A 25,425-nucleotide genomic window follows, 5' to 3' on the forward strand; every position below is an offset into this window, starting at 1 on the left:
AGGCTACAGATGTAAAAACCTTTAACGGTAGCAGAGTAACCATGCTAATCTAAATGCGTTATTTTATTGTTGTAGTTAATATGCTGCGAAAAACGATTATCTTTTTTTTTCTTATTGCACTTAGCTTTCAAACGCTGGGCGCTAGTTTTTTGCATAAAAATAATCATCTTATCCAATCGTTTTCACATGACGCTTTACATTTTTGGGGAAAGCCACACACCCATGATGAGAAAGATCCTCAAAACATCCAATTGGAATTTTCTGCAGAGGCGAGAAAACACATTTCTTGTGATGTGTCCGCCACACAACCTGCGTTGCTTCAGCCCAGCATGTTAAAATGCCAAGCCGTTTTATCACGCCCAAATAAACACTTACTTCAGGTTCATCCTGATCCCTTCCTGCACCATACTACACCGCCCCCCAAAGCCTGATTTTTGTTGTTTAACATTATTAGTCTCCGCTGACACGTCGCGGAGTAATTGATTACGCACTCCTTTCAGGATTAATTATGGTTTTTCGATATTACACGCTATTTAGTGTAGCTACCGCTATGTCTGTTCTTTTTACTTTTTTGCTGTTTGGCGTATTTCTTCAAAGTCATGCTGTATATGCTGCGCCAGGTGCACATGGCCCTGATGGTGAACATTTAGCAACAGATACGCATACTCAGGTATCACTAAACCCCCGCTTTGAAACATTTAGTGATGTATTTGAACTGGTGGGTGAATTACAACACGATACTATCGTCTTATATTTGCATGATTTTGCAACAAACCAATTTATTGCTGATGCGCAAATAGAACTTGAGAGCGGTGAGCTGGCAACTACAGCTGATTTTGTAGCAGCGGAACATCATTACATTATCAAGAACCCCGAGCTGGTGCAGCGTTTGCAGCAAGCCAGCCGTCATGAATTAATCCTAACTATTATCAGTGTAAACCAGGCGGATTTGTTAACTGCCAGTCTGGATAACAGCGAGCATCTCACTCACGTTAATGATGTCCCAGAACACCATCACCATCATGTTCCTTGGTGGCTGCTGGTAACCGGTTTTTTCATCTTGGGTGCAGGTTTCTGGTTAGGTCGCCGCGGAGTCACAACATGAACGGATTGAAATATTTTTTTATCAAACATGTTTGGTTAAGTTGCCTGATACTGGCAAGTGCCTCAAGTGTAATGGCAGCACCTGGGGCGCATGGTCCTAATGGTGAACACTTGGCAGACGGGCCTACTACATCGATGCATCAGTTAGGCCGACAAGCTGATGGATCAGTATTAATGCCAATGGCAACGCAGCGTCAATTACAGATTTTAACGCAGTTTGTGCAGATCAGTATGACGGCTGAGTATGTGCAATTAGATGGTATCGTTCGTGCACATCCTTCAGGCCAAGCGGTGGTGCAATCTAGCAGTAATGGTCGTCTGGATGCAGGTGCTAAGGGTATTCCTCTCACTGGGCAGGTTGTTAAAGCAGGGGACGTGCTTGGCTATATTCGTTATCAGGATACTGCGTTTGAGCTCGCCAGCCAAACCAGTGAACTTATCGCAGTGCGTACCGAAGCAGAGCAAGTAGTACGCGATATTCAACGGCTGCAACAACTTGGCGATTTAGCTGTTGCACAGCAATTAGAGCAGCTCAAAACCACATTACAACGCCTTAATTTGCAAGAGCAAGTATTACAACAGGGGTTAGAACAACCAGAGGTTTTGCTGGCGCCACTTACGGGTATTGTGCATGCCGAAAACATCAGTCGTGGTCAGTGGGTACAGGCTGGTGAAACCTTGTTTGAAATAGTGGACCCCACAAAACTGATGATTGAAGCGCGTACGGTCGATCCTCATTTGTTAACAACGATAGAGAGTGCCACTGTTGAGCACGATCCCAGAATTATACTTCAGCTGATTGGCCATGCCGCACGACTTAAGCAGGGGCAAATTCCCTTGTATTTTGAACCACTAGCGCCTGCTGAACTAAATGCCACGCCATTGATTATTGAGCAGCCGCTGAGGCTGCGTGCAAAGCTAAAGCAGCAGCAACAGGGCATTGTGCTGCCAACACAAGCTGTGGTGAGGAACTCGGCTAATTTACCTGTAGTGTGGATTAAACTCTCTGCCGAACGCTTTTTACCGCAGCAGGTGCAATATCAGGTTTTGGCGCCAGATCAGGTACTTATTACTGATGGGTTAGGTGAAGATAACCGTGTCGTGGTGCAAGGCGCCTCGTTACTTAACCAGATACGCTAAGGAGCGATCAGTATGTTTACCACGTTAGTTCGTGCGAGCTTACGGCATCGTCTGTTTGTTATTGTCGCTGCCTTGATAATGTTAATCTATGGTTTATGGCAGGTGCCAAAGCTACCCGTTGATGTGTTTCCCGATCTGAATAAACCGATTATTACCGTGCTGACAGAAGCCGGAGGTATGGCGCCAGAAGAGGTTGAACAACTCGTCACTTTTCCTTTAGAAAATCTCTTAAATGGTGTGACTGGCGTTACGCGGATCCGCTCAACCTCCGGTATTGGTTTATCCATTTTATATATTGAATTCGATTGGGATACCGATATCTATCGCAACAGGCAATTGGTTGCAGAGCGTCTCTCTCTAGCCGGCGCTCAGTTGCCCGCAAATATCGTCCCAACGATGGGACCGGTTTCTTCCATCATGGGTGAAATTATGTTGTTGGCTTTGCCCCTGTCCGCTGATGCCAAGGCAACCCCAATGGAAGCCAGAGAATATGCTGATTTTGTGCTAAGGCCACGTTTATTAGCTCTACCCGGTATTTCCCAAGTGATTACTATGGGAGGGGAGGTGCGACAACTCAGGGTAGAGCCGGACACGGCGAGATTGCGTCACTATGAGGTCAGTTTGCAACAGCTCCAACAGACGCTAACCGATTTTGCCGCAAATATGGGAGGGGGCTTTATTGATCTGGGGAATCGGGAGTATTTAATCCGCCATGTGGGGCGTACTCAAGGTTTAGACGATGTTCGTCAACTCGCGGTAAGCATGCGCGATGGCTTACCAATCAGATTAGATCAAGTTGCCACGGTGAGCTACAGCGCGGCAGTAAAGCGCGGAGATGCTGGCTTTAACGGCATGCCGGCAGTGATTATCAATGTTCAAAAGCAGCCTGGTGCTGATACCGTACAACTCACACGAGCGGTTGAACACGCATTGCGTGAGATGCAACCAGGTCTACCGCAGGGACTTGCTGCACCGCAAGTACTGTTTAGACAGGCCGATTTTATTACCGCCTCGGTAGATAATGTGACTGAAGCACTTCGCGATGGCACTGTCATGGTAGTGCTGATCCTCTTTGTGTTCCTGCTGTCTGTACGTACTACGATTATATCTTTGCTGGCAATTCCCCTCTCATTAGCGATAACAATATTGGTATTTAAGTGGTTAGGTTTATCTATCAACGTTATGACCTTAGGTGGGTTGGCTATCGCTATTGGTGAGCTTGTTGATGATTCGGTAGTGGATGTCGAGAATATTCTGCGCCGTTTAAAGCAAAACGTACAACGTGTAACGCCAGATCCGGTACTGAAAGTGATTTGGCAAGCCAGTGTTGAGGTCAGGTCTGGCATCGTTTATGCCACGGCTATTGTTATTTTAGTTTTCCTGCCCCTTTTTGCGTTACCTGGTATTGAGGGGAGATTATTTGCCCCGCTTGGCGTAGCCTACATTGTAGCGATTCTCGCATCCTTGTTGATATCGATGACGCTTACGCCAGTGCTTTGCTTTTATTTACTTCCCAAAATGAAACAACTCCATCGTGGAGACAGCGCTTTACTAAGCGTGTTAAAACGCGCACAACAACATTGGCTTGATTGGGCGCTACCCAAATCTAAGCGATTGATCGCAATAGCCAGTGCGACAATGCTGGTAATTGCGTTTACGGTAATGGCGTTGCCCCGTGCTTTTTTGCCTACTTTTAACGAGGGCTCTCTGGTGCTGGGGGTGTTGTTTCAACCCGGCACAGCGTTAAATGAAGCTAACCAAATGGGTCAGCTGGCTGAAAGCTTGTTAATGTCAGTTCCAGAGGTACATCAAGTAGGACGACGAACAGGGCGCGCTGAATTAGATGAGCACGCTGAGGGAGTGCACTCGTCAGAAATTGATGTAGATTTAATCAGCTCCGACCGAACTCGGGATGAGGTTTTGGCTGAGATCAGACAAAAACTGGCGGTGTTGCCCGCGCAAGTGGCCATAGGCCAACCCATTTCGCATCGACTGGATCATCTTTTGTCTGGCGTGCGCGCGCAGCTGGCGGTTAAGGTGTTTGGAGATGATTTAAATAGCCTGCGGATCAGTGCTGAACACCTGCGACAGCAATTAGCGCAAGTGCCAGGGTTAGTCGATGTGACTGTCGAAAAGCAAGTTCTGATCCCGCAATTGGTTGTTAGACTCGATCACGCCAAATTGGCACAATATGGTCTGTCGCCTGGCGACGCGCTAAGGCAGCTGGCAATGTTAACGGATGGCACCCGTATTACTGATATTATTGATGGTGTTAAACGTATTGAGCTGATTTTACGCTTACCTGAAGTACGCAGAACGCCTGATGAGCTGGCAAAGGTATTACTCAACACCCCAATGGGCAGCATACCGGTTTCTGCTGTGGCGCAAATAGCACTGCTTGATGGACCCAATCAGATCAATCGGGAGAACGGACAGCGCCGCATTGTTATTTATGCAAATAGTGAGAACGCGGATGTTAGCAAGCTTTTAGCCGCAGTGCGTAAGATTGTGGGTGAAACGTCGCTTCCTACAGATAGCTTTGTCAGTATTGAAGGCCAATTTCTCGCACAAGAACAGGCGATGAAACTGTTAGTGTTATTGTCCATTCTCTCTTTTAGCCTCATTTTTTTAGTGTTGTATGTGCGTTATCAATCACTCATTTTCGCCAGTATTATCATGTGTAGTTTGCCGATGGCGTTAACAGGGGCACTTGTGGCTATGTGGTTAACCCAAACGCCGCTCTCGGTTGCTTCCGTGGTTGGTTTTATCACTCTAACTGGCATTGCGGCACGCAATGGCATTTTAAAAGTGAGTCACTATTTGAATTTGTGTCGCCACGAAGGAGAAGTGTTTAGTTCTGGCTTAATTATACGGGGGGCACAAGAGCGTTTGGCGCCTGTACTAATGACCTCCATGGTGACCGCTTTTGCCTTAGTGCCATTGCTGCTGGCAGCAGATCAGCCGGGTAAAGAAATTCTACATCCTGTTGCTGTTGTTATTTTTTCTGGGCTACTAAGTTCAACTTTGCTAGACACTTTGTTAACACCGTTGCTGTTTTGGTTGTTTGGCGAAAAACCAACGCTGACTTGGCTTAACCATGCTTCTGACGAGATGATGTAAGATTGTTGTATTTGATTATTAACAGGTTTTATGACAACACCTGATGCAAGTTTGTCGGTTATAAAAGGTAAAAAAATCATGTTAAGAACATTCGCTACTATGATGATAATTGTGGGTAGCCTGGTCCTGGTTTCGCCGGCTGTGCTAAGTCATACGGATGTGAAACCTCAGTATGGAGGCGTGGTTTACACTAAGTATGATCTTAGTTTTGAACTGGTACGTGAGAAAGAAGGTGTTAGTCTCTATGTTGGCGATCATGGTGAGCCGTTTGCGACAGAATCACTCACAGGGCAAGTAGTGATACTTGCCGCGGGTAAAAAATCAGAGGTGATGTTGCGTTCAATTGGCGCAGGCAAAATGCATGTGCCAGAACTACAGATACCAGATGGCGCAAAAGTGGTTATTACGTTAACAGATAAAAATAAAAAAATGATGACGATACGATACAGTTTTTGATGTTACGCCGACAATCAATTAATAGTATCACCCACAAAAATCAACCAAGCGATGAACAAAGCGATGAACTAAGCATATGTACAAATGGCGGTTCAAGTAAGTTTAAATGCTGGTAATTAAAAGTTAAAACTGAAGGGTGTTCTAGTTGGCTAACAAGAACATCTGCTTAGCAAAGCGTTTATAGTGTTTCATTTGGCGTGTTTTTAAATAACACGTCATCAATAAACGCAGGTTTGGCAAAGAGGTAACCTTGACCAAAATCACACCCCAGTTGTAACAATAATTGTCGTTGCTGCTCGGTTTCTACGCCCTCAGCAATGACTTCTAATTTTACAGCCTGGGCAATTGCTAGAATGGCTGAAATAAGTTGTTGACCGACTTCATCGCTTAAATCGTCGATAAAGCTTTTATCAATTTTTATGGCATCTACTGCCAATTTTCTAATATAGCTTAGGGAAGAATAACCTGTGCCAAAGTCATCGATAGCGATTTTTACTCCTTGCTGCCTCAGGTTGAACAGGTTTTGCTGTACTTGGGCATTCATTTCTAACAATACGCCTTCAGTTACTTCAAGCGCAATATAGGTTAAAGGCACCTGATGCTCGCGTGATAACGAAAAAATATAGTCGAGTAACGACGGATCGCCAAAGTGTGACGACGTGATATTTACAGCAATCGGCAATACGGTAATATTTTCATCAAGACAGCGGCGAATTCGCAGAAAAACCGTTTTTAACACATAGCGATCTATCATGGTGGCCAGCAACATTTGCTCTGCGACCTTAATAAATTCAATTGGTGAGACAAAACCGAGTATGGGATCGTTCCAGCGCAATAAGGCTTCATAGCCCACAACTTGCTGCGAAGATAAATGGGTTTTAGGCTGTAAAAAGACCTGTAATAGATGATGTTCGATGGCAAGACGTAAACGTTGTTCTACATCCAATTGCCGTTGTAGCGATCCATGTGCAACAGGATCATAAAACGCAATATTGTTTTGGCTAAGTTTAGCTCGCGCTAATACCGATTCCGCTTGCCTAATCACATGCGTTACCGCGTTGGCATCATCTGGGAAAATCGACACACCGATTTTTACACTTACCCTAATTTCGTTTTCCGCAACATGATAGGGTTTGCTTAATGCGTCTAAAACCGATTCAGCAATCATCAAGGCATCATTAACGTCATAAATACCCACTGCGATAATAAACTCATCTGCACCAGGGCGACAAAACATCGCAGGTTGTTTCATGCATATTTTTAAACGCCGAGAGGATTCAATCAGCATAATATCGCCAACATCAAAACCAAAGCGATTATTAATAAGGCCAAAGTGGTTACAATCGGTATATAAAATGGCATATCGCTGCCCTGTCATCCATCCAGGTAAGGCAGCCGTAAAGGTATCAATATTAAGTAACCCAGTTAAGGGATCATGATTTTTCAAAAAGGCGGCTTCGCGTAATGCTTCCTCTTTTTCGGAGATATCAATACCAAAACCTTGAATTTGATCAACGCCATTCTCATTGGCTAATTTAGTAAACCACCACTCAATATTAAATTTGCCACTTTTACGCAGCATCAATGTTTTAAAATGCAATTGGGTGTCGATATCGCTAAACGCGATCTCATGTAATATTTGCTGCATCTCATGCTTATCACCAGGGATAAAATTAATAAAATGCATGCCGATCACTTCATGTTCCGAGCATTCAAAAATGCGCTGGAAAGACTTATTGGCAAAAGTTAATTTGTATTGGGCATCAAGCCGACATATTATTTGTCCTTGGCACTCCACAATACTTTTATAACGCTGCTCTGCTTGTGCTAATTCAATTAAAGCATTTTGGTAATCGGTAAGATCGTGACACACGCCAATGTAAAACTTACCCCCATCAGTTTTCGCTTTCCCAACCGACAAACGCATGGGAAAAATGCTGCCATCTTTGCGTAGGCCAGGCACATCTCGGCCAATGCCAATGATTTGAACTTTACCCCCTTGGGTGTAATTCGTTAAATAACCATCATGGGATTCGCGATAAGGCGAAGGCATTAAGCATTTAACATTTTGACCTATTATTTCCTGTTTTTGATAGCCAAATAGCTGCTCTGCTGCGCGATTAAAGCTGGTAATACTACCCTGTTCGTTGATCGTAATAATGCCATCAACAGCCGCATCAAATAGCGCATTTTGCAGTGATTCAATGTTGAGCTTTTCGGAGAGCGTTTTTTTGTATTCTGATAGATCATGGCAGATACCGATGTAGCAAGCGCGGTCTTTTATTCGCGCTTTACCCACCGATAAATGCATTGGAAAGTGTGCGCCACTTTTTTTACGGCCAGTAACATCGCGGCCAATACCAATAATTTTAGCGTTGCCCGTTTGATGGTAGTTCTGCAGATACTTATCATGCGCTGAGTGATAGGGCTCTGGCATCAGCATATTGACATTTTTGCCTTGGCATTCAAGCGCAGTATATTCAAATAGCAATTCAGCTGAGCGAGAAAAATGTAAAATAAGGCCGTTATCGTCAATTACAATAATGGCATCGGCCGCTGAGTCCATCAACGCCCGATACAGTAACCCCAAATCCTCTAACATTTCATGCATAAGTTATCTCTTAAAGCGCACCACCAATTCGTGTAAATCGTCAGCAATTTTATTTAAGTAGGTAATAGTTGAGGAGAGTTGAACAGAACTTTCGGTACTAGCATCAGCCAAGGTAGAAATATTGACAATTTGTCGATTAATATCTTCGGCAACATGCGCTTGCTCTTCAACAGCCGCGGCCATTTGCGTTGACATATTAGCAATTTGATTTACCGACTCAGAAATACCCGAGAGCATTTTACCGCTGTCGATAACATGCAATAAGCCTTCTTCCGCATCTGTAGCACCTGCTTCGGCTACTTTAACAGCGTCACTGGCACGTTGAGTCAAAGTAGAGACGATAGCGTAAATTTCTTTAGTCGATTCTTGAGTACGGCGCGCTAAATTACGAACTTCATCTGCCACCACGGCAAAACCGCGGCCCTGTTCACCCGCTCTTGCCGCCTCAATAGCAGCATTTAAAGCCAATAAATTGGTTTGATCAGCAATTTGTTCAATCATTTGTGCAGCTTGGGCAATGCGACTGGTTTCGTCTGAAACACCGCGTACCGAATTACCAATTTCTTGCACAGTTTCTTTTAATTTTTGAATAGAGTGATGGGTGATTTTGGCAACATCAGTGCCTTTTTTGGCCAGTGCGTTGGCGGTATCGGCATGCTCCGCGGTATGGCTAACATGATGTGATACTTCGGCAATGGTTGTCGTCATTTCATTCATGGCGGTTGCCACTTGAATAGTTTCCGCTTGCTGACTTTCAATATCGGTTCGGGTTTGTATGGTTAATTTCGCGCCTTTTTCAGATTCTCTTGCCACCGTTAAGGCCGCATTTTCGATTCGCGTGATCACGGTACCTAAATGGGCCATTTGACTCAATATGGCGACTTTTAACTTACCCAGTTCACCTACGTCATTGGTATAACTTTGTACGGCCAGCTCGTCTGAAAACGCATGGCTTAACATGTCATTCAGTGAGGCTAAGGTTTGTTTGCGCTTGATGGACACCCAGCCAGCAAAAATAATTACACCAACAAGTAACAGGCCTTCGGAAAGTTCTTTATAACCGAAAAAAAACAGCAGCAAACATAAGGCAATCAATGCACCCAAAAACAGGTTTTCATAGGCGAGTGCCAGCCGGTTAGCTTGATATTTGCCGTTTTTAATCTTGGCATACAGCGCGGTGGCGCGCGCTACATCTTCACGAGCGGGGCATGAGCGTACCGATTCATAGCCCACCATTCTGCCATTTTGGCTTACGGGTGTTACATAAGCGTCTACCCAGTAATAATCACCATTTTTACAGCGGTTTTTAACCAGGCCCATCCAAGGCTTGCCGGCTTTTAAATGGTCCCACATCGCTTTAAACGCTTCGGTGGGCATATCTGGATGGCGAACCATATTATGTGGCTGACCAATGAGCTCTTCTTTGGCAAAACCACTAACCTCAACAAAGGCGTCGTTACATTCTTGAATATTGCCATGGATATCGGTAACAGAAATAAGTTTGGTGGTGGAACTAAACGTTTTTTCTCGATCCGTGATGGGTAAGTTGTTGCGCATAGCGTCTCCAATTGACGGCAATATAATATGAGTAAATGGCCAAGCTGAGGTTGAATGCAAAAAATAATATTTTAAAATTAGCATAATACAATGATTAAGCAAATTTTAGTCTTGGGCTAAAAAGTACGTAGATTGAGTATCTTAATGCATTAATCTTGATTATGAGGTCTGTTCAGAGGAAATCGTATCTTAGGTTAACCTGTCTATCACAGCAAGCAAGGGCTATGGGATAAACATGAATCTTGTGGCGAATAAATTCTACAATACCCGTTTTTAATGGGATTTAATCGCTGTAAATTAAGCGGATGATTCATTAATACACATCATCCGCAGACTATTGTTTAGCGCTTGTTAATAATATTTCAAGCCATCTGCTTTACCACGGAATGCATAGTAAGCCACCGCGGTATAAGCTGCGATAATTGGAATAACTATTACTGCACCAAAGAAGATAATTGTTAAAGATTCTTGCGAGCTGGCAGCTTCGTATAACGTCAGTTGATTCGGCACAACGAAGGGATAAAAACTCAGGGCCAAGCCTACAAAGCTACAGATAAAGATCACTTTGCAGATAAAAAACGGTAACCAAGCACCACGATCATCAGGCAGTGGCAACCGTTTTAAGGCTACATAACCAAGGGCAAACATGGCAAAACACAGCAAGGGAATAGCAGAGAAAAAATAGGCTAAAGGCGGTTGTGTCCATACTTGGTATACATTGGCGTTTACCAGAGGATTGATGGCGCTAACCGCTAAAATACCTGCTAGTGTCCATACGCCCGCCAGTTTACATTGGCGAATAGCCCGGCGTTGCAAGTCGCCGGTGGTTTTCCCAATCAGCCAGGCATTACCAATCATGGCGTAGGCTGCCGTCACACAGAGTCCGCTGAAACAAGCAAATATGATACTGCCTGTCCGGTATTCTAAGCCCATTACATAGATCCCCAGCATAAAACCTTGGCTAAAAGTGGCCAGAAATGAACCAAATTTAAAGGTCCAATCCCAGTTGCGTTTCCGTTCAGGTTTCACTTTTGCTCGAAAATCAAAGGCAACACCGCGTAAAATTAAGCCAATCAATAACAAGGCGGCGGGTAAATACAGGGCATGCAAAATGGCACTGTGGGCGGCTGGAAAGGCCACCAACAGTAAGCCAACCGCCAGCACTAACCATGTTTCGTTCGCGTCCCAAAAGGGGCCAATAGAGGCGATAGCCGTATCACGCCATGCTTCTTCGTGCATGGGCAACGTAATGCCTACCCCTAAATCATACCCATCTAAAATAGCGTACAGTAATACCGATAGCGCGGTGAGAGCACCGAAAACCAGCGCTAAGTTTTCTGCGGTTAGCCAACTCATTGTTCTGCTCCTGTCGTGGCCAAGGGCGTTTTACGCTCAGGTAAGCCCGGTAACGAAAGATCATACTCTTCTACATCAATGGCGCGTTTTGCTAGCCAGAAAATCGTTCTTACGTAGGCAATCAGTAATACCACATACAACACCAAGTACATGATCAAGGTCAGTGCTACTTGCTCACCGGCTACTGTAGTTACAGCATCTCGGGTTTTTAATACGCCATGTATCAGGTAAGGCTGTCTACCAATTTCGGTAACATACCAACCGGCTAGCGTGGCGATCCAACCAGAGAAAGACATGCCAATTAGGACTTTATATTGTAATTGTGATAGCTCGCCATGACGATACAAGCGCAGGCTACACCACCACGCTACAGCAAGCATGAGTAAGCCAATCCCGACCATGACACGGAAGCTATAAAACACTGGGGCAACTGGCGGGTGCGCATCCGGAAATTCATTAATGCCTTTCAGTTCGCCATTAAAGTCGTGCGTTAAGATAAAGCTCGCTAATTTAGGAATTTCAATGGCAAAGCGGTTTTGTTGTGTTTCAGCATCAGGAATGGCAAACAACACCAAAGGCGCACCTTGTTCGGTATGCCAAATACCTTCCATAGCCGCAATTTTGGCCGGTTGGTGTTCAAGGGTGTTTAAGCCGTGTAAATCGCCAATAAAGGCTTGTAATGGCGCCAAAAGCGCGGCACTAAACAGTGCGGTTTTCAGGGTAATGCGTGGCGCTTTTTTATTATCGCCACGATACAAACGATAAGCAGAAATTCCCGCGACTAAAAAGCATACGGTAAGCGCAGAAGCCATCATCATATGGGTAAAGCGATAGGGGAAAGAAGGATTAAAAATAATGGCAAACCAATCGGTGGCATGGGCAACACCGTCGCGCATTTCAAAACCCACAGGGGTTTGCATCCACGAATTTAATACTAAAATCCAGAAAGCCGACATGGTAGTGCCCACTGCAACCAGCAAGGTTGCCAGGGTGTGTAGCCAGCGTGGTACTTTGTTAAAGCCAAACAGCATAATACCCAGCATGGTCGCTTCTAAGAAAAAAGCGGTTAAAATTTCATACGCCAGTAACGGGCCGGCAATATTACCTACGGTTTCCATAAAGCCGGGCCAATTGGTACCAAACTGGAATGACATCGTGATGCCGCTCACCACGCCAAGTGCGAAGGTTAGCGCAAATACCTTTACCCAAAAACGATAAGCGCGCATCCACACGGGATGCTGTGATAGATCAAAACGGATTTTGAAGTACACCAATAGCCATCCTAAGGCAATGGTAATGGTGGGGAACAAGATATGAAAACTAATATTAGCAGCAAACTGGATGCGCGAGAGTATTAGCGTATCTAACATGGCAACCTCACTACAACAATGTTAATGTCAAATTAAAAAACGGGTCATGCCTGTTTGGGTTACGCCTGTTTTGGCGGCGTTTTCTTGCCCAATACTTTGTCGGTAAAATCCAACACTTTGCCTACCCCAGAGCCAAGCTTCATTAGGGTATTCAGTTTTTCAGGTGATAATGATTGTAAGCTCTGTGTCCACTCGGTTATGTTTTCGAGTAAATCGTGAATTTCAGCAATGCGTTTTTGCGCATAAACCTCATCGGGGTTAGCGGCTTCGTCCATCATAATGTCGCGTAGTAGGCTTAGTGTCGGATCCATCTCACGCTTCCGCCGCTCTTCAAAAACGCGGTTGGCCATATCCCAGATACTGCCGCGATTATGATAAAACTCGCGGCGCTCACCAGGCTTATGGCTCACTTGCACTAGCTGCCAGCTACCGAGTTCTTTTAATCCCATGCTGACATTGCCACGAGAGATACCTAATAAATCTCCAATCTCATTGGCACATAGCGGTGCTTCGCTGATCACTAATAACGCGTAGATTTGGCCAACCGTGCGGTTAAATCCCCAACGGCTGCCCATCTCACCAAAGTGATAAACAAAAGATTCGATCATCGGCGTCATGTGCATCAGTTTTTTCCTTTTATGAACTTTCAGAACTTTCTGAAAGAATAATACGCGTAATGACTGTGCCAGATCAATGTTTATTGGTATTTATTGTGCGTTATTGCCCTTGTCCTAAGGCAAACCCGATTTCACCGTTAAAGGTGCACAGGTTTTCGGTTTTAATCACATCAATGCCGCAATCGGTTAGCTTCACCAGTAACTGCATAATATCTTTGTGGCTAACACTCTGTTGCTCGGGATGGGTAAAGCGACAACGCCAATGATCGGTACAAAAGGTCTCAGGAAAGCCCTCTGGCCAGACTTTAACGCCGCGATTTGTGATCATTTCTAATACTAATGCCGGCGTACTAAGGGCGGTTAGACGGCTCGCCAGTTGTTGTGGGCTTAAATAATGTTGATGAATAAAAATATCTACCCCAACCATTTTTTTCACCAGTGGCGTGATATTACGTATGGCATCTGCTCTTGGCGCTTGGTAGGCCACGTTGGGTGCAGGATTGTGATACAGGACGGGCGTAAAGGTTTTTGGCGTTTGCCCTAAGCGCGCGATGACTGCTTCCGCGAACGCAGCAGTGCCCACGATTTGTTGGCTTTGGCTACCTTGCAAGTCGCTGGTATGAATACCTTCTTCAATCGTGGTTAACCACGCATTGTGGATCTGTGTGGCAATATCGGCTTGGCGCAGATGGATCAACATCATCACCGCACTGAGTATCATGCCACTGGGATTGGCTATGCCTTGCTCTGCAATATCAGGGGCACTGCCATGAATGGCTTCAAACATGGCAACATGATCGCCAATATTAGCGCTACCCGCTAATCCCACACTGCCGGTCATTTCAGCCGCAATATCACTAATAATATCGCCGTATAAATTCAAGGTGACAATAACATCAAACTGCGCTGGGCGAGTCGCCAGTTTGGCACTACCAATATCAATAATAAACCGCTCGGTTTTTATATCAGGATAATCCGGAGCGATTTCTTGAAATACTTTGTAAAACAACCCATCAGTCATTTTCATGATGTTGTCTTTTACCATACAGGTGACTTTTTGGCGACCATGGCTGCGCGCATACTCAAAGGCGTAGCGAATAATCTTTTCGCAGCCTGGGCGGGTGATCAGTTTTAAACACTGATATACCTCATCGGTTTGGCGATGCTCAATACCTGCATATAAATCTTCTTCATTTTCTCGAATAATGACCACATCCATACTGGGGTGTAGGGTGCTGACAAAAGGCGCATAGCTAATGCACGGACGTACATTGGCATACAGCCCTAACGATTTACGAATGGTGACATTTAAGCTTTTATACCCACTGCCCGAAGGGGTCGTAATAGGGCCTTTTAAAAATACTTTGTTACGTCTTAAGGTGTCCCATGCAGCAGGATGAATACCCGAGCTATGGCCCGCTAAATAAACACGTTCGCCAATATCAATAAATTCAGGCGTAATACGGGCGCCGGCGGCAGCTAAAATACTTAAGGTGGCTTGGGTAATTTCTGGGCCAATACCATCACCTAAGGCCACGGTAATGGTGATATTCTCAGCGGTCTCTGATTGTGAAGCAGATGATTGCGTTGTATGTGTTTGCATGCTGCGTACCCCTTGCTAGTTAAGTGGCGCAACTTTAGCGGAAAAATTATATTGATTATAATATTTAGTTTTAATCAAACCTATAGCTTATAATCTATGAATTGGCGTTCAACAATAAGGTTTTTCCTGCACTATGCCTGCCACAACGTTAGCGCGTTTTCAGCGTATTACCCCACAGCAATTGCGTGCTTTTGAAGCGACTGCGCGTTTATTATCGGTAACGGCAGCGGCAAAGTCGCTTTATGTCAGTCAGCCTACGGTTTCAGTGCAATTACGCGAATTAGCCGAGACCATTGGCGAGCCGCTATTTGAACCTACTGGCCGTAAAATTCGGCTGACCCAAGCCGGTGAGGTGTTGTATAAAACGGTGCGTGAATTAGCCGGATGCTGGCAACGTTTTGAAGCCAATTTAGCCGCGATTAATGGCTTAGAATCGGGGCGATTGCGTATCGCAGCAGTCACCACGGCCGAGTATTTTGTGCCCGATTTACTGGGGCCTTTTGTCACGGCACACCCGGGTATTGAAATTGAATTAGCCATTGAAAACCGCGATCGCATTGTGCAACGCTTGCAACAAGGCATGGACGATCTTACGGTGATGATGATGCCACCGAATGATCCGGCATTGGAGCGTATGGTCTTTCAACAAAATCCGCTTATTGTGATTGCCGCACAGGCACATCCACAACAAGGTAAAGCCATTACGCTGGCGGATTTAGCCAACGAACGTTGGTTAATGCGCGAAGCGGGCAGTGGTACCCGAATGGCGGTGGAAGAACATTTTCAACGGCTGCAGTTTACACCTAACGTGGTGATGAGTTTGGGCAGTAATGAGGCCATAAAGCATGCGGTAGCAGCGGGGTTAGGCATAGGAGTGCTCTCAGAAGTTGCGGTTTGCCCACCGCCATTACATCTTGAGCCGCATAGTACTCAGCATAGTACTGAGCATAGTACTCAACAGAGCACTACAGCACCGAGAGCACCGGGCATTGCAGTGTTAACGGTTGAGCATTTTCCGTGTGTGCGCCAGTGGTCAGCGGTATGGCATAAAACCAATCCGCTAAGTGTGGCAGCAAGAACCTTTATTGCTTATCTACAAAACCGTTAATCTTGTTATAATATTTATAGGAACATGGATACGAACATGAATACTACTGCTGCCTTACTTACCAAGCATGAAAAATACGCTCTTATTGCGCCGGCGTTAGCGCAAGCGGGTATTGCTTTGGTTGTAACGGATCAGTTCGATACCGACACCTTGGGAACGTTTGCCGGTGAAATCCCTCGTCAGCTTAGCCCATTGGACTGTGCCCGAGAAAAAGCGCGGCTGGCACTATCGCTAACGGGGCTACCAATCGGTATTGGCAGTGAGGGAACCTTTGGTGGCGGGCCTTTGCCGGGCATGATGAATTGGGACACCGAATTATTGGTTTTGTTAGATCATACTACAGGTCAAGAAATTGTGGCTCAGGCTGCAGGGCCTATTGCATTATCGGCGTTGGAAAGTGCCGATCTGGCGGCGATTGAGGCACATATCTTACGTCATGATCCAGCGCAAGGTTGGATGCTACGCATAGGGGAGACCGTACAAAAAGGCTTAATAGGGTTTTCTGCTATTACGAAGCGCTTAACCGCTGCGGGCTGTGTCACCGCGACAACACAATTAACTGAACCCGTCTTGTTGCAACCTGATTATCGAGCGCACTTATGCCCCGCGCGGCAACACTATATTCGACAGGCGGCGGAGCAACTCGCTGCACGTTATGTCGCGCAATGTCCTCAGTGTCAAACGCCTAATTTTTGGCGTGGCCAAGCGGTGGCGGGATTGCCCTGTGAAACGTGCGCTTATCCCACATCAGCGGTACACTATTATCATAAATGTTGCCAGCAATGCGGCTACACCGAACAAGAACCGGCAGCCACGGCCACCGCCTCAGCTGCCCATTGCCCGTTATGCAATCCATAAGCAGGGTCTCAAGGAGTCTGTGTTGATTAACACCTTAAGGCTAGATGCTGCAATAGCAGCCGATGTTGCCACCGCCGCCGATTTGTTACTACAAGGCCATTTAGTCGCTGTACCCACCGAAACGGTCTATGGTTTAGCCGCCGATGCCACAAATCCCACGGCGGTAAGCCGCATTTTCGTGGCTAAAGGGCGCCCAGCGGATCATCCACTGATTGTGCATATTGAAGATGCCAGTGTACTCAGCAACTGGGCCAAAGCGATACCGCCCGCAGCTTACACACTGGCCGAGGCATTTTGGCCTGGACCACTCACCTTGTTGTTACCTAAAGCGGATCATGTTAGTCCTGTGGTTACCGGTGGTTTAGACAGCATTGGCTTACGCGTGCCAGCGCATCCAGTATTACTGCAGGTATTACGGCAACAGCATTTAGCCGTAGCCGCGCCTTCGGCAAATCGGTATAAAAAACTGAGCCCAACCAGCGCTACGCAAGTGTTACATGGGTTAGACGGTCGCATTGAAGCGGTATTAGATGGCGGCGATTGCCAATTTGGTTTGGAATCAACTATTGTGAGCTTGGTGAGCGATAAAATAGAAATTTTACGTGCTGGCCCGATTAGCCAAGCGGATTTAGAGGCCGTGTTAGGGCTGCCCGTGCACCATCCTAAAGCGCATCAGATTAAAGTGGCAGGTAATGTTAAAGCGCATTATCAGCCTAATACCCCGTTTCGTTGTTTAGCCTATCCCGACCTGATAGCAGAGGTTGGCCACAGCTCCGCCAAGATTGCGGTGTTACATCAACAGGCGTTACCTGCAACACTACAACCGTTTTATTCCAAAGTCATGCCAACGGATCCTGTGGCGTATGGCCAAGCTTTATACCGTGAATTGTTTGCCGCCGATCAGGCGGGCGCCGCACAGATCTTGTTAGAAATGCCGCCACAAACAGCCGAGTGGGCTGCTATTCAAGAGCGGTTAGCTCGGGCTGTGCATGAGCCGGTACTGAGCGCGTAGATCAGGTCACTTTCGGTAAATCGCCCCAATGTGTTGTGTATTGGGGCGATAACATACCGCGCTTCATTGACCACGTTTGTTGCATGCCTTGGCTCGCAAACCATACTTTACCTTTGCCCGAGCGATTTAACTGATCAATAACCGACATCAAATTATCAGCGCGTGGTAGCGCGGGTGCGTGATCAAATAAACAGGCTTGATACACGCCTTCATCATAAAAATCAGACAGCATAACGCCCGCTTTGGCATAGCGATACCCGTCACACCAAATACGATCTAACAAGGTCTGCGCTAAACTTAAAAAATCACGGGTATCGGCACTCGGTTGCGCAAGGGCTTGGCTAATGTTGTTGGCATAGAAAGGATCGCGCTGTTTATCACTAAACGGGCTAGTGCGTAAAAACACCGACAATTGCTTAGCCTGTTGCCTTTCTTTACGCAGTTTTTGGCAGGCGCGCGCGACATACTCGCTAATGGCTTCTTGCATTTGTTGTTTACAGGTAATGCGTTCACCAAAAGAGCGCGAGCTAACAATTTCTTTTTTGGGTGGCGCCACGTGTTCAAGTGCCAAGCACGATTCGCCATTTAACTCTTGCACAATACGCGAGACAACCACTGAAAACTGCTGGCGAATAAATGCCGGATTGGCATCGGCTAAATCCAGTGCGGTTTCAATACCCAACTTAATCAGCTTAACGCTGAGTTTGCTGCCAATGCCCCATACCTCGCTAACCGGTAATAAGGCTAGGAGTTTTCGCTGACGTTCTCGGCAAGATAAATCCACCACGCCTGCGGTTTTTTGCCATTTTTTGGCCGCATGGTTAGCCAGTTTGGCCAGTGTTTTTGAGGGGGCAATACCCACGCAAACGCTGATCCCTTGCCATTGCTGAATGGTTTGACGAATATGCTGGCCATAGGCATTAAGATCCTGAGTCGCGCCTAGCCCACTTAAGTCCAGAAAGGCTTCGTCAATCGAATACACTTCTACCGCGGGTGCTAATTGTTCTAGTGTGGTCATTACTCGTGCCGACATATCAGCGTATAACGCATAGTTCGACGAAAACGCTAATACCTTGCCTTGCTCTAACTGCTCACGAATTTGAAACGCGGGCACGCCCATTTTTATGCCTAGCGTTTTGGCTTCTTTCGAGCGCGCCACCACGCATCCGTCATTGTTCGATAGCACCACCACAGGCTTATGCTTTAGATCGGGCCGAAATAATTTTTCGCAGCTGGCATAAAAATTATTACAATCGACCAAGGCAAAACAACGTGCTTTACTCATGGTCGCGGAATATTCCGTATCACACTGGTAACTACCCCAAATACCTCAAACTCGTCGGTGTCGCGGATCGGCAATACGGGATAATCGGGATTATGTGGGCACAATTGCAACTGTGGCTTTAGGTGTAACTCCTTTACCGTAAATTCCTGATTAATGAATGCCACCACAATATCGCCATGCCGAGCATGCAGGGCGCGATCTACCACTAAGATATCTTCATGATAAATACCGGCGTTTTTCATTGAGTCACCACTGACTTTTACAAAAAAGGTTGCCGTGGGATGCCGAATACATAGCTCGTTTAAATCCAGTGTGCGTTCCACATAATCTTGTGCGGGCGAAGGAAATCCCGCCGAAATGTGATGGCTAAATAAGGGTAAAGCGATGCTCTTACCCAACGCTGCTTGGCCAAGTAATGATGCCGTCATGATTCACCTCCTTTAACTGTATTTATATACAGTATAAGATCGAAATGCGATCAAGGGTAGTGCTTACGGTAATTATTCCGGGGCAAAGGGCAACGAGAGTGCGCAAGACGTTGCGGTAGGCGCTGCACTGGCTTGGGCCGTGGTAATACGCTGCTGGCTACTTAATAAGGTGCTATTGTCGGGTGCCAGTTGTAAAGCACGTTGCAATAGTGCGCTGGCACTTTGATGACACGCTAATTGGCTAAGTAACACCGCATAGTTATTTAAATAGGCAATCTCGTGCTGAGCGACATCCCAGCCCTGCGCAAACCAGTGCGCAGCGAGCAAAGGCTCAGTGGTAAGGTAATGATTGGCGAGTAAAAAATACGGTAACCAATAATCGGGCCACTGTTGGGTTGCCGTTGTTAACGCGGCAATCCCCGCCGTAATTTGTTGGGTATTTAGGAGATCTTGACAGGCTTTAGTATACAGAAAAGGTTCTAAATGCTTGCTGGCTTGACTACTAGGGAGCATGGCGAGCATCCAATAATTGCCACGTTGCCAGGTGCGCTCAAAGGTGGCGATATTCAAACGATGTTCAGGCGTCACCCCCGTATGTAAAATCACTTCTTGTGTGACCAAATCATAGCCAATAACAACCGCATAATGCCATTGTGGCAGCCAGCTAATCGAATTATTTTGCAGCACAATGATCGGGATATCTTCGGCAATCAAGCTTAATAGCTGCGATAGCGTGCCACGTTGCTCATAAGCCACTAAGCCTAATTGCCTAGTTGCAGCAGCCATTTCGATCTGTAAGGTGCCTTGCAAGCCAGGTGTAAAGGTATTCGGGGCAATAATGTCGGGTGTAGTATTTAGGCCATAAAAATTGGCCACTTCGGCTAGGGTGGTTGGCCCACAAAAAAAATCTTGTTGTGGATAAAAAGGTACCTGCGCAATCTGATGTTGTTTGGCAATGGCGGGCGGGTTAGTAAATAGTTGCTGCGTTTGCGGAGGCGTTTGGCAGGCACTTAGTAGCAGCAGTAAGCATAAAATAAGCAAACGCGCGGCGACGCGCGTTTGCTGAAAGCGGGGGTACACAGAGTTCAATTAAATCTTCAATTAAGCGTACAATTAAAAGTACAACTACGCGTACAATTAAATGGGGCGGATAAACGGATAAACGTCAGTAATACCCATTAAATCCAGCACGGCAACCACTACCAGCACCGTCAGAATAGTGCCAACAACACCCCCTGCAGGCATCTCATTGAGTTGGGTGTTTAATGCAGTTAATTCCGCTGCCGTCATATTGGCGATCCGATTTTTGGCATCGGCCGGGTTTACACCAAGTTCAATCAGCTTACGTTGAACCTGAGTGTCGTCTACAAACGACAATACCTGTTGTTTATTATAGTGATGCTGTTGCTCGGCAATCACGTGATCAGATGCAAATACACTGGCATTGGCCTGGCTTATGCCACAAAGCAGCATAGCACTTAATACACTGGCTTTTAATACGGTATTTATCATGAAGGTATCCTTGTTATGTTAGGCGGCGTAATTGGCGTTAGCTAATTACACCTTGCTAAGTCGTCAGTCGTCAGCTTTTTAAAACTTATCAGCGTTTTCACAGCGTTAGCCGTTTCAGAGTAGTGCAATAATGCTAAGGTTGCAACAACAGGTTCGAGAATAAGGTATTCGCTAGCAGAATCACTACGTTAACCTCGCAAAGCTAAAATCACCGTATTAGTTAAGCGCCTTAGCACAATTAATTACCATACCTTGTTCTTGTAATGCTAATCCTAAGCGCCCTAACACCGCGCCATCTTGCTTAGGTTGGCAGAGTAAATGGGCGGTAAAAGAGAGTTTCTGTGTCGGAATTAATCCCAGCTGTGCTGCGGTAAATTGCCCATGGATTAAGGTGTCTGGCGATAACGCACTTAGGTGCTGCGCAAGGCGCTCTAGCCATTGGGTATATGTTGCGGCGTCACTGTAGCCAGGAAAGGCAAGCTGCGGTTGGGCTTTTAGGTATTGCGCCCAATAAAATTCCACAAAAGGGATCGCGGGCTTAGGTTTTTGCCATACCCCGCCGCGTAAAAAGAACATCGCCGCCCGAAATGGATCATTAGCTAAGTGTTTTCGACCCAGTTGAGTAGGTAATGCCTGATAACTGATCGCTTGACCCTGTTCATCAAATAGCCAAGTATGGGCATTGGCTTGCATGTGTTGCCAAAACTCAGCGAGAGAAATATCGTGATAAACCTGTTGTAGCCTTACGGTAACGAGTAACTCCGAGCCGCCTTCTGGCATATCCATAAAGGTAGAAAACGTGTGATGGCCATCGATTAGGTATAATTGCTGATCAGGGCCTAATACGACTGGGTTAATCTTGGTGGCATAAGCAGGTTGCGGGCGTGCATGTTCACATTGATAACTGTGCTCCTGCTTTGGCTGCGACTGTGCTGAAAACGCCCGTAATTTGCCTCGACCTGCGCTGGCGCATAACTCGGTAAACAAGGCGTCTTTATCTATTCGATAGCGTGCTAAATTGGCGGCAATTTGATCATGTGCTACTGCGGGCTGCGTTGGTCTTAACGTGTGAAGAGGAACGTGGATAATCTCGCCCGATTGCCATACTGCGGGCTGACTGCAGCCCAGTAAACCAAGTAATAAATAACTCAAAAAGCCCATTGTGCCGAACCGCTTTAGCCAGAGTCCAGAAAGAAGGTGGAGAAATTTTTTATCTGTAGGCATGGTGGTTTTCGCCTTTACTGAGTGATTATTCGGATGCAACAATAGCTAATCGAAGATGTTGGCACTGTGCCTGTGCAAGTACAGTTACACCCTAGGACTTTTGTTATCGCCCCGCAATCAGATTATGTACCTAGAGTAGGTGACAAGCCTGGGTTTTTCACTTATCTTCATGTCCAAATAAGTGTTAATGGAAAACAGTATAATGCGATACGGTGCTCTTTTGGCAATAATTGCGGCAATAATTGCAGCTTTTGTCTACGCAGCAAGTGATAAAAGGCAACCCGTCAGTGCCCAAGACTTTGTTAATTTACAACAGGGTGATGTAATACAGCAAGGCTTCCGTCGTGCACATGCCAACGGATTCTGTGTGAGTGGTGAGTTTATCGCCTCGGGTGCTTTGGCGGAATATTCCAGCGCCACCGTGTTTCAAACCGGACGGCATCCGTTTATTGGCCGTTTTTCAGTTGCTGGCAACAACCCAACTGCGCCAGATGTTAAAGCACCGGTACGTAGTTTAGCGTTAACGCTGTTACCCGATAGCGCGGCTCAATGGCGCACTGCGATGAATACGCCCCCGGTGCTGCCCGTTGGTACACCAGAAAAGTTTTATCAGCAACTACAAGCGATTAAAAACAATACGATTGCCGAATTTTTTGCTGCACATCCTGAAAGTGCCGCCTTCTTACAATGGCGAGCCAGTTATCAACCCACGCAAAGTTATGCGACCGAGCAATATCATAGTATTAATGCGTTTTACCTAATTAACAACGCAGGGCAACAGCAAGCTGTACGCTGGGCCGCAGTACCCTCTGCGGCATCAGAGACGCTATCGAGTGATTCTCAACACGATTCCCAACAGGAACCTGCGGTAACCGATTCGTTACAACAAGAGTTATTTACGCGTTTAGCGCAAGGCCCCGTCACCTTTGATTTGGTCTTTACTTTAGCAACGGCTAACGATAATGCCAGTGACGCGACGGTGCTTTGGCCTGCTACTAATCCACAACGCATCGCAGGGCAATTAGTGATTACCGCCGCTAATGAGCAAAAAGGGCATCAATGTGACGCACTTAATTTTGATCCCTTAGTGTTGCCCGCTGGCATACAACCGTCTGAGGATCCTATTTTACGGGCTCGCGCAGCCGCCTATGCCGAGTCGCATCGGCGACGTGCCCGCGAAGTATTACTTGAATCATTAACCGGCAATAATTCAGCAAAAGGAGCGGGCGATGAATAAGCCACAGGTTTACCCTATTGCAATGCGTCTTGTGCATTGGTTAATGGCCGCCTTAATTTTGTCATTATTGTTTGTGGGGTTAAGCATGGTGTCCAGTTTGGGGCCTTGGCAATACACCTTATTACAGTGGCATAAAATTGCGGGTGTGGTAGCGTTATTCGCGGTGTTGTTGCGCGTGGCGCTGCGTTTGTCGTCACGCACCCCAGCGCTTCCCAATGCTATCCCTAAGTGGCAACAAGCCATCGCTAAGCTGACGCATCTGGCGTTTTATGCACTCTTACTGCTTATGCCGCTTTCGGGGTATTTGATGCAAAACGCCGCAGGGCGGCCGTTAAGTGTGTTTGGCGTGTCGTTACCCAGTATTATTGCAACCGATTTAGCCTGGTATGGTGCTTTTAGAGAGCTGCATGCATGGTTAAGTATTGCGCTAATTTTACTGATTATTCTGCATATCTCTGCCGCGCTCTATCATGGCCTGATCCGGCGCGATGGTGTCTTACGCAGTATGATTAAGCACTGAAACCAGTAAGAATAAAGTGTGCAGTAAGTTTAAACAGTAAGAAAAGTAGGGCCATAACATGTTTATCATCCTGACGTTTTGCAGTATAGGTGCGATTTGTTGGTGGTGTTATCGGTTTTATCGTAACCAGAAAATCGAGCAAGATATTGAGCAAGATATGGCGCAGCATGCCCATAAACCGCTTAGTTATACGGCCTTACAAAATGCGTTAGCCGAGGCCGATCAGTGCGGCTTGGGGGCAGAGTTTCGCGATTATGTGCATGGCATTACCAAACATACTGGGCAACCACAGATCAAAGTAGGGCATTTATTGTGGATTTTTGATCAGCTGGAAGCTGGTGAGCGTTTTTCGGCAGATATGGTGATCCCTGAGTTTGGCCTATAGCCGGTATTATCAAGACAGATAACACCGGCGCCACTGTTACTTACAGCGTAAATTGATAATGGTAACGTGCTATGGGTGTTTGTGTGCCGGTTTGATAAGTTTCTACCTCAACACGGCCATCCTTATGTACATGGAACACTCGGTACATCGCAGTATGCTGGCTTTCATCGGGAATTTTGGTGCGTTCTAACGCGGGTATGTGCAAATAATGCACGCCATTTAAGGTTAACGAATGGTTCACGCGTGGCATATCCATGTGTAAATCGCCTGAAATAACGGCGCGCACATTTGGCTGGCTTACCACATCGGTGACAAACCCAGGATGGCTAATCCCTTTTTCAGCATTTTCCTTGTATACACCTTGTTGCGCACCATGCACTACCAGCATAACCGGTTTTGGCGCTAAGCGGCGCACTTCGTTGGTTAACCAAGCTATGCCATCATCGTTAAAATCGCGACTAAAATCAGGTGAGGCCAACACAATAGCCACTTGCGGAAATTCTAACGTATAGCGAATGGCGTCAATGCGGGTTTTATCTGCGTTCCACAGATTGGCAAATTGTAAAAACCGTTCAACCGTGCTGCCATACTCTTCGTTACCCATAATAGGATAAAACGGCAGCGTTAACGCTTGTAAAACCGGTGTGGCTTGCTCGTATTGCAGCAAGGTACCTTTGTGGGCAATGTCCCCTACACCCAGTACAAATTGTAAATTCAGCGCAGGCGTTAATTGGTTAATATCGGCCACGGCTTGTGCCATATGCGGAAACTCTGCCTTGGGTTTTGGTTCGGCGTCGCCTAGCACGGCAAAACTTAACGTGGCGGGAGCTGTTGTGTCAGCATATACCGGCGCGCTGGACACAAATAGCAGCATTGCAATACAAAAAATAAGACGCGTAAAAAATGTCATGATGTTTCCTTG

The 25,425-nt window shown here is 46.2% G+C and carries 23 protein-coding genes; 11 read left to right on the forward strand and 12 right to left on the reverse strand.

Annotated features, from left to right (window positions below; all coding sequences use genetic code 11):
- The first annotated feature begins 53 nt into the window (after nucleotides 1–53).
- The 5 genes from IE070_RS08690 to IE070_RS08710 all read left to right on the forward strand — a co-directional run bounded on the left by IE070_RS08690 (nucleotide 54) and on the right by IE070_RS08710 (nucleotide 5,820).
- Complete coding sequence (locus tag IE070_RS08690) at nucleotides 54–431, forward strand: hypothetical protein (protein WP_229796994.1); 378 nt, start codon at nucleotides 54–56, stop codon at nucleotides 429–431.
- A gap of 77 nt (nucleotides 432–508) precedes the next feature.
- Nucleotides 509–1,105 carry a hypothetical protein gene (locus IE070_RS08695; protein WP_189482505.1) on the forward strand — a complete coding sequence of 199 codons (597 nt, stop codon included), beginning with the start codon at nucleotides 509–511 and terminating at the stop codon, nucleotides 1,103–1,105.
- Entirely contained in the window at nucleotides 1,102–2,244 is a 1,143-nt protein-coding gene (locus IE070_RS08700) for an efflux RND transporter periplasmic adaptor subunit (RefSeq protein ID WP_189482507.1), read from the forward strand. The genes IE070_RS08695 and IE070_RS08700 overlap by 4 nt, the downstream gene beginning before the upstream one ends.
- Nucleotides 2,245–2,256: 12 nt before the next feature.
- On the forward strand, nucleotides 2,257–5,364 hold the full coding sequence (locus IE070_RS08705) for an efflux RND transporter permease subunit (RefSeq protein ID WP_189482509.1): 3,108 nt from the start codon (nucleotides 2,257–2,259) through the stop codon (nucleotides 5,362–5,364).
- Nucleotides 5,365–5,442: 78 nt separating this feature from the next.
- Nucleotides 5,443–5,820, forward strand: coding sequence for a hypothetical protein (locus tag IE070_RS08710; protein WP_189482511.1), 378 nt, complete (start codon nucleotides 5,443–5,445; stop codon nucleotides 5,818–5,820).
- Between the two features lie 178 nt (nucleotides 5,821–5,998).
- Here the strand turns inward: IE070_RS08710 and IE070_RS08715 are convergent, their stop codons facing one another.
- The 6 genes from IE070_RS08715 to IE070_RS08740 form a co-directional block, all read right to left on the reverse strand.
- A complete protein-coding gene (locus tag IE070_RS08715) occupies nucleotides 5,999–8,431 on the reverse strand; it encodes an EAL domain-containing protein (protein WP_189482513.1) in 2,433 nt (810 codons plus the stop codon).
- A gap of 3 nt (nucleotides 8,432–8,434) precedes the next feature.
- Entirely contained in the window at nucleotides 8,435–9,988 is a 1,554-nt protein-coding gene (locus IE070_RS08720) for a methyl-accepting chemotaxis protein (RefSeq protein WP_189482515.1), read from the reverse strand.
- Between the two features lie 351 nt (nucleotides 9,989–10,339).
- A complete protein-coding gene (gene cydB, locus IE070_RS08725) occupies nucleotides 10,340–11,344 on the reverse strand; it encodes a cytochrome d ubiquinol oxidase subunit II (RefSeq protein ID WP_189482518.1) in 1,005 nt (334 codons plus the stop codon).
- Nucleotides 11,341–12,714, reverse strand: a complete 1,374-nt coding sequence (locus IE070_RS08730; RefSeq protein ID WP_189482519.1) for a cytochrome ubiquinol oxidase subunit I — start codon at nucleotides 12,712–12,714, stop codon at nucleotides 11,341–11,343. Before IE070_RS08730 ends, cydB begins: the two co-directional genes overlap by 4 nt.
- A gap of 59 nt (nucleotides 12,715–12,773) precedes the next feature.
- Entirely contained in the window at nucleotides 12,774–13,337 is a 564-nt protein-coding gene (locus IE070_RS08735; protein ID WP_189482521.1) for a GbsR/MarR family transcriptional regulator, read from the reverse strand.
- Between the two features lie 94 nt (nucleotides 13,338–13,431).
- Entirely contained in the window at nucleotides 13,432–14,934 is a 1,503-nt protein-coding gene (locus IE070_RS08740; protein WP_189482523.1) for an NADP-dependent isocitrate dehydrogenase, read from the reverse strand.
- Between the two features lie 133 nt (nucleotides 14,935–15,067).
- Here IE070_RS08740 and IE070_RS08745 point away from each other — a divergent pair, with 133 nt between their 5' ends.
- Genes IE070_RS08745 through IE070_RS08750 form a run of 3 tightly spaced genes read left to right on the forward strand, consistent with a single transcriptional unit; the run spans nucleotide 15,068 to nucleotide 17,912 of the window.
- Entirely contained in the window at nucleotides 15,068–16,042 is a 975-nt protein-coding gene (locus tag IE070_RS08745; protein ID WP_189482525.1) for a LysR family transcriptional regulator, read from the forward strand.
- 36 nt (nucleotides 16,043–16,078) lie between these two features.
- A complete protein-coding gene (locus tag IE070_RS16625; protein WP_229796995.1) occupies nucleotides 16,079–16,900 on the forward strand; it encodes a DUF6671 family protein in 822 nt (273 codons plus the stop codon).
- Nucleotides 16,901–16,919: 19 nt separating this feature from the next.
- Complete coding sequence (locus IE070_RS08750) at nucleotides 16,920–17,912, forward strand: L-threonylcarbamoyladenylate synthase (protein ID WP_444541861.1); 993 nt, start codon at nucleotides 16,920–16,922, stop codon at nucleotides 17,910–17,912.
- Nucleotide 17,913: 1 nt separating this feature from the next.
- On the opposite strand, the gene umuC is transcribed toward IE070_RS08750, so the two are convergent.
- From umuC to IE070_RS08775, 5 genes are all read right to left on the reverse strand, one after another.
- Nucleotides 17,914–19,197, reverse strand: a complete 1,284-nt coding sequence (umuC, locus tag IE070_RS08755) for a translesion error-prone DNA polymerase V subunit UmuC (protein WP_189482534.1) — start codon at nucleotides 19,195–19,197, stop codon at nucleotides 17,914–17,916.
- Nucleotides 19,194–19,625: a translesion error-prone DNA polymerase V autoproteolytic subunit gene (umuD, locus tag IE070_RS08760; RefSeq protein WP_189482536.1), complete on the reverse strand. Its 432-nt coding sequence runs from the start codon at nucleotides 19,623–19,625 to the stop codon at nucleotides 19,194–19,196. The genes umuC and umuD overlap by 4 nt, the downstream gene beginning before the upstream one ends.
- A gap of 72 nt (nucleotides 19,626–19,697) precedes the next feature.
- Nucleotides 19,698–20,714 (reverse strand): PA2778 family cysteine peptidase, encoded by a 1,017-nt coding sequence (locus IE070_RS08765; protein ID WP_229796997.1) that lies wholly within the window; start codon nucleotides 20,712–20,714, stop codon nucleotides 19,698–19,700.
- A 48-nt stretch (nucleotides 20,715–20,762) separates the two neighbouring features.
- Complete coding sequence (locus IE070_RS08770) at nucleotides 20,763–21,137, reverse strand: PA2779 family protein (protein ID WP_189482539.1); 375 nt, start codon at nucleotides 21,135–21,137, stop codon at nucleotides 20,763–20,765.
- A gap of 216 nt (nucleotides 21,138–21,353) precedes the next feature.
- Complete coding sequence (locus tag IE070_RS08775; protein WP_189482541.1) at nucleotides 21,354–22,289, reverse strand: ParB/Srx family N-terminal domain-containing protein; 936 nt, start codon at nucleotides 22,287–22,289, stop codon at nucleotides 21,354–21,356.
- Between the two features lie 274 nt (nucleotides 22,290–22,563).
- On the opposite strand from IE070_RS08775, the gene IE070_RS08780 reads away from it, so the two are divergent.
- From IE070_RS08780 to IE070_RS08790, 3 genes are read left to right on the forward strand one after another with little or no spacing between them, the layout of a single operon-like run.
- Nucleotides 22,564–23,598 carry a catalase family peroxidase gene (locus tag IE070_RS08780; protein WP_189482543.1) on the forward strand — a complete coding sequence of 345 codons (1,035 nt, stop codon included), beginning with the start codon at nucleotides 22,564–22,566 and terminating at the stop codon, nucleotides 23,596–23,598.
- Nucleotides 23,591–24,118 carry a cytochrome b gene (locus IE070_RS08785; protein ID WP_189482545.1) on the forward strand — a complete coding sequence of 176 codons (528 nt, stop codon included), beginning with the start codon at nucleotides 23,591–23,593 and terminating at the stop codon, nucleotides 24,116–24,118. The genes IE070_RS08780 and IE070_RS08785 overlap by 8 nt, the downstream gene beginning before the upstream one ends.
- A gap of 58 nt (nucleotides 24,119–24,176) precedes the next feature.
- On the forward strand, nucleotides 24,177–24,503 hold the full coding sequence (locus tag IE070_RS08790; protein WP_189482547.1) for a hypothetical protein: 327 nt from the start codon (nucleotides 24,177–24,179) through the stop codon (nucleotides 24,501–24,503).
- Between the two features lie 40 nt (nucleotides 24,504–24,543).
- On the opposite strand, the gene IE070_RS08795 is transcribed toward IE070_RS08790, so the two are convergent.
- Nucleotides 24,544–25,413 carry a metallophosphoesterase family protein gene (locus tag IE070_RS08795; RefSeq protein WP_189482548.1) on the reverse strand — a complete coding sequence of 290 codons (870 nt, stop codon included), beginning with the start codon at nucleotides 25,411–25,413 and terminating at the stop codon, nucleotides 24,544–24,546.
- Nucleotides 25,414–25,425: the final 12 nt, after the last annotated feature.

Origin of the sequence: Alishewanella tabrizica (assembly GCF_014652375.1) — a bacterium.
GTDB lineage: Bacteria > Pseudomonadota > Gammaproteobacteria > Enterobacterales > Alteromonadaceae > Alishewanella > Alishewanella tabrizica.